This is a genomic window from Cellvibrio sp. PSBB006 (assembly GCF_002162135.1).
Lineage (GTDB): Bacteria > Pseudomonadota > Gammaproteobacteria > Pseudomonadales > Cellvibrionaceae > Cellvibrio.
Genome location: NZ_CP021382.1, coordinates 3,686,534 through 3,698,786, shown reverse-complemented (window position 1 = coordinate 3,698,786; position 12,253 = coordinate 3,686,534). Strand labels below are relative to the sequence as shown.

At 56.2% G+C, this 12,253-nt stretch carries 10 protein-coding genes; 8 read left to right on the top strand and 2 right to left on the bottom strand.

From position 1 onward, the window contains the following. Positions 1–35: 35 nt before the first annotated feature. On the bottom strand, positions 36–566 hold the full coding sequence (locus tag CBR65_RS15365) for a hypothetical protein (RefSeq protein ID WP_198300759.1): 531 nt from the start codon (positions 564–566) through the stop codon (positions 36–38). A 282-nt stretch (positions 567–848) separates the two neighbouring features. Between CBR65_RS15365 and CBR65_RS15360 the strand changes: the two genes are divergently transcribed. The 4 genes from CBR65_RS15360 (at position 849) to CBR65_RS15345 (ending at position 7,236) form a co-directional block, all read left to right on the top strand. Then, positions 849–2,840 carry an AsmA family protein gene (locus CBR65_RS15360; RefSeq protein ID WP_087467673.1) on the top strand — a complete coding sequence of 664 codons (1,992 nt, stop codon included), beginning with the start codon at positions 849–851 and terminating at the stop codon, positions 2,838–2,840. Between the two features lie 549 nt (positions 2,841–3,389). Continuing rightward, positions 3,390–4,865, top strand: a complete 1,476-nt coding sequence (locus CBR65_RS15355; RefSeq protein WP_087467672.1) for an MFS transporter — start codon at positions 3,390–3,392, stop codon at positions 4,863–4,865. A 7-nt stretch (positions 4,866–4,872) separates the two neighbouring features. After that, positions 4,873–6,591, top strand: a complete 1,719-nt coding sequence (locus CBR65_RS15350; RefSeq protein WP_087467671.1) for a bifunctional protein-serine/threonine kinase/phosphatase — start codon at positions 4,873–4,875, stop codon at positions 6,589–6,591. 210 nt (positions 6,592–6,801) lie between these two features. After that, positions 6,802–7,236 carry a CopD family protein gene (locus tag CBR65_RS15345; protein ID WP_087469102.1) on the top strand — a complete coding sequence of 145 codons (435 nt, stop codon included), beginning with the start codon at positions 6,802–6,804 and terminating at the stop codon, positions 7,234–7,236. An 11-nt stretch (positions 7,237–7,247) separates the two neighbouring features. Here CBR65_RS15345 and CBR65_RS15340 read toward each other — a convergent pair whose 3' ends face one another. Next, on the bottom strand, positions 7,248–7,718 hold the full coding sequence (locus CBR65_RS15340; RefSeq protein WP_087469101.1) for a DUF2231 domain-containing protein: 471 nt from the start codon (positions 7,716–7,718) through the stop codon (positions 7,248–7,250). Between the two features lie 36 nt (positions 7,719–7,754). Here CBR65_RS15340 and coxB point away from each other — a divergent pair, with 36 nt between their 5' ends. From coxB to CBR65_RS15320, 4 genes are read left to right on the top strand one after another with little or no spacing between them, the layout of a single operon-like run. Further along, complete coding sequence (coxB, locus tag CBR65_RS15335; RefSeq protein WP_198300758.1) at positions 7,755–8,510, top strand: cytochrome c oxidase subunit II; 756 nt, start codon at positions 7,755–7,757, stop codon at positions 8,508–8,510. Then, positions 8,431–11,016, top strand: coding sequence for a cytochrome c oxidase subunit I (gene ctaD, locus CBR65_RS15330; RefSeq protein ID WP_198300757.1), 2,586 nt, complete (start codon positions 8,431–8,433; stop codon positions 11,014–11,016). The genes coxB and ctaD overlap by 80 nt, the downstream gene beginning before the upstream one ends. Then, positions 11,013–11,351 carry a hypothetical protein gene (locus CBR65_RS15325; protein ID WP_087467669.1) on the top strand — a complete coding sequence of 113 codons (339 nt, stop codon included), beginning with the start codon at positions 11,013–11,015 and terminating at the stop codon, positions 11,349–11,351. The genes ctaD and CBR65_RS15325 overlap by 4 nt, the downstream gene beginning before the upstream one ends. Then, positions 11,342–12,190: a cytochrome c oxidase assembly protein gene (locus tag CBR65_RS15320; RefSeq protein WP_198300756.1), complete on the top strand. Its 849-nt coding sequence runs from the start codon at positions 11,342–11,344 to the stop codon at positions 12,188–12,190. Before CBR65_RS15325 ends, CBR65_RS15320 begins: the two co-directional genes overlap by 10 nt. Positions 12,191–12,253 lie beyond the last annotated feature (63 nt).

Here is a 12,253-nt window from a genome sequence, read left to right as displayed (position 1 = left end):
ATTAGCGGCGTGCAACGCCGCGCAATCCGACCTAATCAATCAGCCGTGCGATCTTCTTCATCGTCCTCAGCAGCAACGTAATCTTCACCCGCTTCCGGCAGCGATTCCAGGGGTTCATCTGCATCGCCATCCCAGGGTTTTTTATCGAGCGGATCGCGCCGCGCCAGTTCTGCTTCATCAAAACCGTGTCCGCCACCTACATCATATTTTTCCGTGAGATCCCACTCCGCCGGTTCCTCACCGCCGGGTTCTTTGGATGAGCGCGCGCCGTCTTCTGCTATCAGGTTTTCCGGTGTCAGATCATCATTCGTGTAATCATCATCGGGCACAGCGGCGCCACTCAAACCAGCCTCACGCGCACGTTCGGCGGCGCGATAATGTTGCACATCAGCCGGGTCAGGTGTATCGCCGGCTTTGCTCGGGCGCTCTTCCTCTTCAAAATCCAATTCATCAATTTCCGCCGGACGATTATTGTCGTCCAATGATTGGGTTTGTATCGGCGATTGCGTTTGTCTCTGGTTACCCTGCTGCTGACTCATGCCGTCTTGGCGCATACTTTGTTTCATGACGCTTCTCCTGTTTATTTAACCTCGTTAAATAATTGACGAACACTGCCGTGAATAATTCCCGCCCTTAATGTTTTGTTTACAGGCTTTTGTGTATTGCTGGTCAGCATGTCGATAAGTTCTTGAACCACAAGATGATTAACGCGCGACGCGTTTTACCAGAGTGTGGTGTCGCACAGAGCTGGCCTGGCATAGTTGTCATCATGAATTCGTCAAACTGTCATTAGGTGGTCATCTTGCGCTTGTTTATCGGCGCCCTTGTTAAGGACTGGGCGAGGCACTATGTCAGCACACACTTTTCGTCAACATAAATTATTGACTGCGCTCGGCATCCTCATCGGTGTGCTGTTTCTGGCGATCATCCTGATCATTATTTTTTCTGAACCTTTGGTGCGTTCATTGACGGAAAATCAGGGAAGCAAACGCCTCGGCCGCGAACTGGTGATAGCTGGCGATCTGGATATTGATTGGCATTTCACGCACACCGATGTGCATGTGGAAAAATTACGTCTCGCCAATGCGCCGGGGTACCCCGATGAAAACATGGCGAGTATCGAGACGCTGGACTTCAGTTTCAAACCGTTAAAATTATTAATAGGAAAATTGGAGTTCGGCGATATTGTATTGGTTGAGCCGCGCCTGACTCTCGAAAAAAAATCTGCCGACGAAAACAGCTGGCAATTCCCTGCATTATCCACGGCGAACGCTGCGCAGGAAGCGGTTGAGCCAGATAGCCGCCATGATTTTCCTTTGATCGGTATGCTGGAGTTGCGCGAAGGCCAGGTTATCTACCGCGATCACACGAAAGGACTTACTCTGGATTTGGCATTGGACACCGTCGTCGGAGAAGGCGGTGAATCAGACAATAAGAAAACAGAACGAAATTTTACGATAACCGGTACCGGCAGCATTCAGGACGAAACCTTTGAATTGGAAGCCTCCGGCGAATCCCTCGAAACCCTGCGCGATTCCACGCGCGACTACCCACTGACTTTACGGGTAACCATGGGTGATACCGAAGTCGTTGTCGACGGCAGTTTCCGCGATCCGATAAAACTCACGGGAGTTGATGCTTCGTTAAATATTGCCGGCGATAACATGGCAAATTTGTTTTATCTCACGGCTATTCCACTGCCGCCAACACCACCTTATACACTGGCGGGCCAACTCACCAAAAAAGACGGCGTATGGGGTTATGAAGCGTTTAAAGGTGAGGTCGGCGGCAGCGATCTCTCCGGCAACCTCACTTACGACACGCGCGGTGAACGCGGATTTTTGAAAGCGAATTTAACGTCCAATTTACTCGACAGCCAGGATCTCGGTGGTTTTATCGGTTTGTCACCGTCCGGCGAAGAAGCCTCGCCGGAACAACAGCAAGCTGCCGCCGAAAAAGAAGCCAGCCCCAATCTGATTCCCGACGTGCCATTGCGTGTTGAACGTCTGCGCGGCACCGACCTGGATGTCACGCTGCACGCCGCACGTATTGAAGCGCCCAATCTGCCATTCAAAGGGATGGATGTGCGTTTTGATTTGCAGGACGGTTTATTAAAGCTTGACCCCTTAAAAGTCGTACTGGCCGACGGCACCATCGATGGCATGATTGAAGTGGACGCTCAACAGGATGTGCCGCCAATGAAGCTGGATCTCAACCTGCGCAACCTGAGCCTCGCGCAATTTTTTGCCGGCACACGCTTTGCCGACACCACCGAAGGTTTATTCGGCGGCCAGATTACCCTCACCGGCCAGGGCGCTTCGCTGGCGGAAGTGCTCGCCGCGAGCAACGGTGAACTGGCGATTGTGATGGCCGATGGCAAGATCAGTTTGTTATTAATGGAAGCGTCGGATCTCGACATCGGTCAGGCATTACCACTTTTTCTGGGCCAGGATAAATCCACGCGTATTCGTTGCGGCCTCGCCGATTTCAATGTGGAAGATGGCTTGCTGACGTCGGATGTGGTGGTGCTGGATACCGAAGACTCTCTGCTGGTCGGCAACATGACCATCGATATGGAAGACGAAGTCATCAATGCCAAGCTGGATGCAAAACCCAAGGATAACAGCCTGCTTTCCTTGCGCGTTCCGGTAGTGGTATCGGGCCGGTTAAAAGAACCGGAAGTTGGCCTGGATACTGAACGCACTTTGTCGCGCGGCGCGGCTGCCGTAGCCTTGGGAACCCTGCTATCGCCCTTCGCGGCGATCCTGCCATTTATCGAAAGCGGCGATGCCGAAAACACCAACTGCCGCGAGTTGATCAATCGTAGTAGGTCGGATTAGCGCAGCGTAATCCGACGCGAATATCCCGGGCACCGCCCTATAGACCACATTGTCGGATTACGGCTTTGGCTAATCCGACCAACAAAATCCCCGTTGAATGTTATTGGTGCACGGCAGGTGCGGTGTCGGATTACGCTGCGCTAATCCGACCTACATGTAGTGCACCTTAATAAAGCATGTGAGTGGTGCATGATGCGTGCAAATTTTTCAGGCGCAACGAGTAAAACCAAACTTCGTTTTCAACGTTCAGTTTTTAGATATACAGGCATTATTTTTGAGCACCAAATAAGTTCATTGTGCTTTTATTTAGGGCGAATCCGCTTTTTTCGACGCGATACCCACTGCCAAACGCGTGGCAAAACCTGCCTAAGCCCTTGATTCTTCGTAAATCCTCATACTGGCATAAGCATTGCTAAATCAAAAACGCCACACAACTGCGCACTCTCTGAAACTGAATACCCGTCGCGCTCATATTGTGGCAAAAACCATGACCCAAATTTGAACACCGGCTGACGCTTGTCCGCCGACTTGCCCAATGGATGATGTTTCATGAGCTCCGTTAAATTGAATCTGCTCGACCTGTCGCAACCTTCCATCCGCATTCTGCATTTGTCCTGGTTTGCGTTTTTCCTGACCTTCATGATCTGGTTTAACCTGGCACCACTCAAGCCGTTGATCATGGAAGCTTTCGCCATGACAGACGCGCAGTGGAAAGCGTTATTAATCATGAACATTGCGCTGACCATTCCCGCGCGGATTGTGATCGGCATACTGGTAGATAAATTCGGGCCCCGAGCGATTTACAGCGGTTTGTTGATCGCCTCCGGCCTGTTGTGCCTCGCATTTGCCAGCGCGCAATCTTTTGAACAGTTAGCACTGTTTCGTTTTCTACTCGGCTTTGTCGGCGCGGGTTTTGTGATCGGTATTCGTCTGGTTGGTGAATGGTTTCCCGCACGGCAAGTTGGTTTAGCCGAAGGCATCTACGGCGGCTGGGGTAATTTCGGTGCAGCGGCAGCGGCGTTCCTCGTACCTTTGTTAGCATTGACCCTGTTTGGTGGTGAACTCGGCTGGCGTTACGCCATCGGCACCACGGGTGTATTTGCCATCATCTTCGGCGGCTTCTTTTATTACGCCGCACGCAACACCCCCAAGGGTTCTACCTATTTCAAGCCCAAAAAATCCGGCGGCCTTGAAGTTACCAGCAAAAAAGATTTCTGGTTTTATGTGGCGATGAATGTACCCATGTACGTTGTGCTGGCCATCCTCGCGTGGAAATTATCGCCCCATGAATTAGGCTTGTTGAGTTATGCCACCAGCTATGTGCTTTACGGGGTTTTGCTGGCGTTATTTTTATTCCAGTTCTCGCAAATCTATCGTGTCAATAAAGACATGCTGAAAAACGGCGCACCGCAGCACGATAAATATGAGTTCAAACAGGTTGCTATTTTAAACTGGGCTTACTTTGTTACCTTCGGTTCCGAGCTGGCCGTGGTGTCGGTATTGCCCGCTTTTTTTCTGGAAACCTTTACGGATTTGTCATTGGCGCAGGCGAGCATGCTGGGCGGCTCTTTTGCGATTATGAATCTGGTGGCGCGTCCCGGTGGCGGCTGGTTCAGTGACCGTTTTGGCCGTCGCCGTTCCATGTCAATTATCCTTGCCGGTGTTGCGGTAGGTTATTTGTTGATGTCACAGATCACCGCGACCTGGCCGTTGGTTTTTGCTTTCGCGGCTGTGATTATTTGTTCGCTGTTTGTGCAAGCTGGTTGCGGTGCGGTGTTTGCGATGGTGCCGTTGGTCAAGCGCCGCATGACTGGCCAGATCGCGGGTATGACCGGTGCGTACGGTAATGTGGGTGGCGTCACCTTCCTGACCGTGTACAGTTTTATGGATATCGGCACGTTCTTTTTGATCATTACGGCAACGGCAATTACGGTGCTCGGATTTGTGCAACTTTTGAAAGAACCGCAAGGGCATATGACGGAAGTAATGGCCGATGGCAGTGTGCAGCAGATTGAATTGACCTAAGCACGTTATGGAGCATTTGCAGTCGGCGTTACAGATTCGTTTTGCGCAGCGCAGTGAGGCGGGGCGTAAACCGGAGAATCAGGATACGGTGGGCGCGCGCCTGCCGGACGGTGCGGCCCTGACCAGCAAAGGCATCGCCATTGCGATTGCGGATGGCGTCAGCAGCAGTGAAGCGGCGCGCGAGGCAAGTCAAACAGCCATCACCGGTTTTCTCACCGATTATTACGCCACGCCGGATACCTGGCGCACGCAACAATCGGCTGTGCGCGTGATTCAATCGCTCAACAGCAGTTTGTGGGGCCGCAGCCAGAACAGTGTGTATGGCGAAGGTTACCTCAGTACCTTTTCTGCATTGATCTTAAAAGGCGACAGTGGTTTTATTTTTCATGTCGGCGATACGCGGGTCTATCGCTTGCGCGATGGCTCGCTCGAACCGCTCACCCGCGACCACACCCAACGCATTGATCGCACCACCAATTATTTAAGCCGCGCACTGGGCGCTGACCCGTCATTGGAAATTGATATGCACACCGTGGAGTTACAGGTGGGCGATCTGTTTATCCTGACTTGCGACGGTATCCACGAGGTGATTCCCACCAACGAATTTTCTGCGTTGATTCAGCAACACCGCGATGACCTTGATCAATTATGCAGCGCCGCCATCGCGGCAGCTTTACAGCACAACAGCGACGATAATCTCAGTATTCAGGTGGCGTGTATCGAGCAACTGGGCAGCGCCAGCCAGACAGATGCGATGCAGGTTTTATCGCGTTTGCCGTTTCCGCCCTTGTTATCGCCCGGCCAGCAACTCGATGGATTGACGGTAAAAAAAATCCTGCACGAATCCAATCGCAGCCAGGTGTATCTGGTCAGCGACGAAAAGAATCAGCTGCTGGTCATGAAAACACCTTCGGTGATTTTTCAGGATGACCCGGCGTACATCGAACGCTTTGCCCTGGAATCCTGGATCGGTGCGCGCATTCAAAGCCCCCATGTCGCGCGGGTGGTAACACCACCGGCGGCGCGTTCCTGTTTGTATTACCTCACCGAATATATTCCCGGCCCGACGCTCACCCAATTACTGAAAGAACGCGGCACCCTGGCGATCAGCGATGCGGTGGAATTAACCGAGCATTTAGCGCGCGGCATCCGCGCCTTTCATCGCAAGGAAACCCTGCATCAGGATTTAAAACCGGACAATATCGTGATCAGCAGCAAGGGCGCGATGATTGTGGATTTCGGTTCCTGTTGGGTGGCCGGTATTCAGGAGATGGGCGCGCCGTTTCTGCGCGATAAAATTCTCGGTACGCTCGATTATTCCGCACCGGAATACCGTTACGGCGGCAAGGTCGGGCCGCGTTCGGATCAGTTTTCGCTGGCGGTGTTGCTTTACGAAATGCTCACCGGCAAGTTGCCCTACGGCAGCCAGTACAGCGCGGCGATGGATTTAAAAAGTTTTCAGCGGCTGACTTACAACTCTGCCATGCAATACAACCCGCTGGTGCCCAACTGGCTGGATCAGGCGCTGGAAAAGGCGCTGGATATTCACCCCAATGGCCGTTATGAAGCGTTGTCTGAATGGTTGCAGGACATCAAGCGGCCTAACCCCGCGTGGCTTACGGCAAAGCAAAAACCGTTGATGGAACGGCATCCGGAGCGGGTATGGAAGTGGATTGCTTTGGCCGGTTGGACATTGGCCCTGGTGATGGTTTATCTCTATTTTTAAGGCCGGTGTCGGATTACGGCGCGGCGCGCCTAATGCGACCTACGCATTCCCATCATCGTACCTTACAACACCGCATCTCCATCCAACACCTCACCTATGTCACCCATCGCACTGAGTTTCACCGGAGCCTATTGGATACTGCGGAGGCCGGCGGCGGTTTAGCGCCATTCCCGGGCGATCACAGGACTTATGAAGGGAGATGGCATCCTGATGCTCTGGTTTCTCGTGCTGCATATCATCGCACTGCTGTTCTGGTGTGCAGCCTTGCTGTACTTGCCGGCGTTGATTGCGTCCAATACACGCGAGAAGCTGGATATCCGCGAGCTGCGGTATGAGCATAACGCCGTCGCGCGCTTTGTGTTTGTGCGCATCGCAACCCCCTCTGCCCTGATTGCCATCATCGCCGGCACGATTGTGTTTCTGGTGAACCGCACCGTGGAAGTCTGGCTGATTGCCAAGCTGACGCTGGTGACGGCGCTGGTGATCTGCCACATGTTTACCGGCCTGTTGATCCTGCGCGCCGAGCGCCAGAGCGAAGGGCGCGTGCATTTCTGGTGCTGCCTGCTGGGCGGTGTCCTGTGCCTGTTGATGGTGCTGATAGTGTGGTTGGTGTTAGCCAAGCCCATGCGGGGTGCCTGGGTATGACATGGCTCGCTCTACAACATCCCCGGCGGCTCCTCCACCTCCACCCCCACCGCATGTTCGTACACCAGGCGTCCGCCCAGATAGCTGGCGCTGGCGATCAACACGCCGGTCAGCAGCGACAGGTAGAGTCCCCAAGGGAAGATATTCACATCTGCGGTATCCAGGCGAAACAACCAGTTGAGCGAGGCGAGGGACAACAGCATCACCGCCAGGATCGCGTGGCACCAGGCGGTGATCAGGCGGCGGATCTGGCTCACGCTGAGCAGATCGATCAAACCGGCAAACCCCGAGACCCAACCGCCCAGTGCACCGACGCCCGCGAGCCAGAGACTGGCCCGCGCCCAGAAGTAATCCCCGCTGAAGATGTAAGCCAGGTCGGTGGCAATCAGTCCCAGCAAGGCCGCTACGGGGAAGTGGATCAACATCGGGTGAATAGGATGGCCGCGAATGGCCATGCGGCTGTTGATGGCTTCGATCACCATGGCGTGTCTCCTGTGGCGACGGGGTTGGCAGAACCGATGCCGGCCATCCTAGCGCGCGAAGCGGCAACCATTCCGTGCGCCAGCATCCACTGGCAATGCGCGGCGAAAAAATGGGGATTGGCATGTGTCGGCATCTGCCTGACAGCCTGCTCCGGCCCCTATTCCGCCCTCGACCCCGCCAGCAGCAGCGCCCAAGCGGTGGCCATCTTATGGTGGAGCATGTTTACGTTTTCCGCGCTGGTGTTGTTGTGCGTGGTGGGTTTCTGGCTCTACGCCATCCGGCGCACCGGGGAACCGGGCAATGACCCGGACGAACTGCGCGCGCAACGTCGCTGGATTATCGGCGGTGGCTTGATCCTGCCCACCGCCAGCGTGATCGTGCTGCTGGCGTTTGGTATCCCCATCGGCCACCGCATGTTGCCCTTGCCGCCGGAAACCGGCGAGGCGCTGGTGATCGAGGTGACCGGCCACCAGTGGTGGTGGGAAGTGAACTACCCGGATACTGGTATCGCTTTGCGCAATGAGGTTCATATTCCCATCGGCCAGCCGGTAGATATCCACCTCACCACCGCCGACGTGATTCACGCCTTTTGGGTACCGCGCCTGGGCGGCAAGCTGGATGCCATACCCGGCCGCACCAATGTGTTGCGCTTACAGGCCGACCGGCCCGGCAGCTATCGCGGCCAGTGCGCCGAGTTCTGCGGGCTCAACCATGCCCATATGCAATTTACCGTCGAAGCCCATCCTGTGGAGGCGTTTAACCAATGGCTGGAGACTCATGCCCGTGACTGACAACCGCTTGCCCGAGGCAGAACTCGACCGCCGCTTCGCCAGCATCTGGGACAGCCCCACCGGCTGGCGTGCGCTGTCAGCCGTAAACCATACCGCAGTGGGATTGCGCTTTATTGTCACGGGGGTGGTGTTCTTCCTGATCGGTGGTGTGCTGGCGATGATCTTGCGTACCCAGTTGGCGCTGCCCAACCAGGACATCGTCAGCGCCTCCACCTACAACCAGATATTCACCATGCACGGCACGGTGATGATGTTCCTGTTCGCCATCCCGGTACTCGAAGGGCTGGCGATGTACATGATCCCCAAGATGCTCGGCGCCCGCGATCTGGTGTTCCCGCGCATCAGTTCGCTGGGTTATTACTGCTATGTGTTCGGCGGCGTAATCATCCTCTCCAGCCTGGTACTGGAGATGGCGCCGGATGCGGGCTGGTTTATGTATACGCCGCTGAGTGACAAGAATTTTTCGCCCGACAAAGGGCCGGACTTCTGGTTATTGGGCATCACCTTTGTGGAGATCTCGGCCATGGCGGCGGGGATCGAGCTGGTGGTGTCGATCCTGCGCACCCGTGCACCGGGCATGACCCTGGGCAAGATGCCGATCTTCGGCTGGTACATCCTCGCCATGTCGCTGATGATCATCTTCGGCTTTCCGCCCCTGATCCTCGCCAGCATCCTGCTGGAACTGGAACGGGCGGCCGGCTTTGCGTTTTTTGATGTGAGTCGCGGCGGTGATCCCTTGCTCTGGCAGCACCTGTTCTGGCTGTTCGGCCACCCGGAGGTGTACATCATCTTCCTGCCGGCAGCGGGCATTGTCTCTACGTTGATTCCCGTGTTTGCCCGGCGGCCGCTGGTCGGTTACCGCTGGATTGTGCTGGCCATCATCCTTATGGGCTTTATCAGTTTTGGCCTGTGGGTTCATCACATGTTTACTGTGGGTATTCCACACCTGGCCCAGGCATTCTTTTCTGTGGCGAGCATGTTGGTAGCCATCCCTACTGCGATTCAGGTCTTTGCCTGGCTGGCCACGCTGTGGAGCGGACGGGTGGTGTTTGCCTTGCCGATGCTGTGGATCATCGGCTTCCTGGTGATCTTCGTCGCCGGCGGCCTGACCGGGGTGATGCTGGCACTGGTGCCGTTCAACTGGCAGGTGCACGACACCCATTTTGTGGTGGCCCATATGCACTATGTGCTGGTGGGCGGCATGCTGTTTCCGCTGATCGCCGGCTTCTATTACTGGTTGCCGCACCTGTCCGGGCGGATGCCCTCGGAGAAGTTGGGCCGCTGGGGCTTTTGGCTGACCTTTATCGGCTTTAACGCGACCTTCCTCTTGATGCACGTCACCGGCCTGATGGGCATGCCGCGCCGGATTTACACCTACGACACCGGGCTGGGCTGGGACTGGCTGAATCTCCTGTCGTCGGTAGGCGGGTTTGTGATGGCGGCGGGGATCGCCATGATCCTGTTGGATATCAGCCTGCATTTTCGCTTTGGCCGCAAAGCCAAGCCCAACCCCTGGGGTGCGGATACGCTGGAGTGGGCGGTGTCCATGCCGCCCAATTCCTACAATTTCGCCAGCCTGCCGGAGGTGCGTACCCGCCACCCCTTGTGGGATCACCCGGATCTACCCCAAACCATTCCCGCCGGTGAGCACCATCTGGCCACCTTCGAACACGGCCGACGCGAAACCTACGGCATCGACGCCATCACCGGCAAGGTGAAGGAGATCATCCACCTGCCCACCAACTCCTGGCTGCCCTTGCAGGTGTCGCTATTCCTGGCGGTGGTGTGTATCAGCCTGTTAGTAGGCGCTTACACATTGGCGTTACTGGCGGTCATCGGGGCACTGGTGTTTATCCTGCGCTGGAGCTGGCACAACGGCGCTCATCCCATTGCGGAACCCGTGCGTGCCGACGACCCGACAGACCCGCCCTTACATTCACGCACCGATAATGGCCCCGGCCTGTGGGGCATGGTGGTGGGGCTATTGGCCAATGGCACGCTCTACCTGTCGCTATTGTTCGGCTGGTTTTATCTGTGGACGGTAGCGCCCAATTGGTCGGTACCGGAAGAAAACCCTATCGCCTGGCTGCCGCTGGTAGTGAGTGGTGGCTTACTTACGCTGGCAACCTGGGGGTTCAATCAACTGACGGCCCGGTTGCGCGAGGGCCAGACCAAGGGGTTGGAACTCAAGCTGTGGCTGGCCGCGTTCCTGAGCCTGCTGCATGCCGGCAGTTTGTTATGGGTGCTGCTGGCCGCTGACTTACAACCCCTGCGCCTGGCCCACGATGCGGTGCTGTTGGTGATGCTGATCTACCTGATGATCCACAGCAGCCTGCTGCCGATCCTCACCGCCATGCAGGCTATGCGGGTGCGTCTGGGTTATGTCGGTGCCGGGCTGCCTTATGAACCGGTCGTGCTGCGTCCTTTCTGGATCTATACCTTGGGCATTTTCTGGGTGAGCTGCGCGGCCTTTCTTTTACTTCCCATCAGTTGGGGAGGTGCATGATGCGCGTCATTGTTCATCCCATCCAAATGGCCATGGGCTTCATCATCTGGAGCGTCTGGTTTGTCGTGGTGTATGGCGGATTGTCGGTCGCCTGCGCGGTATCGCCACCCTCGTTAAGACTGGGTAATGTGACCTGGATCAACGCGATGCTGCTGGGGATAACCTTGTTCACGACCTTGTTCCTGCTGGGTCTGGCCTACCGTTGTTGGCAGGCGCGGCCGAGTACCGATAATCGCCGGTTCGTCGTGTGGGTTGCCTTTGCCGGCTACGTTACCGCCGCTATCGCGACCTTCGCGGTTGGCCTGCCGATCCTGGGTTTACCGCCGTGCCTGTAAAGCGACAGCGCAAGGGGCTTGGCACGTTGATCTGGATTGCGCTGCTGCTCTTGATTGAACCGGTATGGGCACACAGTCCAGTGAATGGCACCGGCAGTGAACGCATCGCAGGCTTGCTTAGCGCGGGCTTGTTGGCGGGCTTCTGGCTGGTTTATCTAATCGGCACCTGGCGCCGCCCGGCCCGGCGGTTTAAAACAGTCTGGTTCCATCTCGCCGCCCTGATCTGCGCTGCCGCGTTACTCGGCCCTCTCGACCATTGGGCAGAAACCAGCACGGCTGCCCATATGACCCAACACATGTTACTGCTGGTGGTCATCGCGCCCTGCTGGGTAATAAGCCGCCCTTTGGCCCAAGTGATTGCCGGCAGCGGACGCCTCTTGGTGTGGGGCTGGAAGCCGATGCTGAAACTCACCCGTCACCCGATGCTGGTGGCCTACCTGCAAGGTGCGGTCATCTGGTTCTGGCATACGCCTTACTTCTACATGCTGGCGGTGGAAGATCCCTGGTGGCACCTGGTGGAGCACAGTTGCTTTCTGCTGGGCGCCGGCCTTTTCTGGTGGGCGATTCTGCGCAATCGTCGCCGCCATGCGCCCTGGGCTTTGCTGGCACTGCTGTTTACCCTCATGCACACCGGGTTTCTTGGTGCGGTCCTGACCTTTGCCCGGGCACCGCTCTACGGCGAAGCGCGCAGCCTGATGGATCAGCAATTGGCGGGCTTGATTATGTGGGTACCGGGGGCAATACCTTATTTGCTGGCCGCCGCCTGGATCGGTCACGGCTGGTATCAACAACTGGTGGGGCGGATGGAAGAGCCGCCCAGCGAACCCTCAGCAGATTAATCTCCCGGCCATCACCGCCCTGTGGCAATCGCGGGTGCCAATCACTACTATGACGGCACCGCA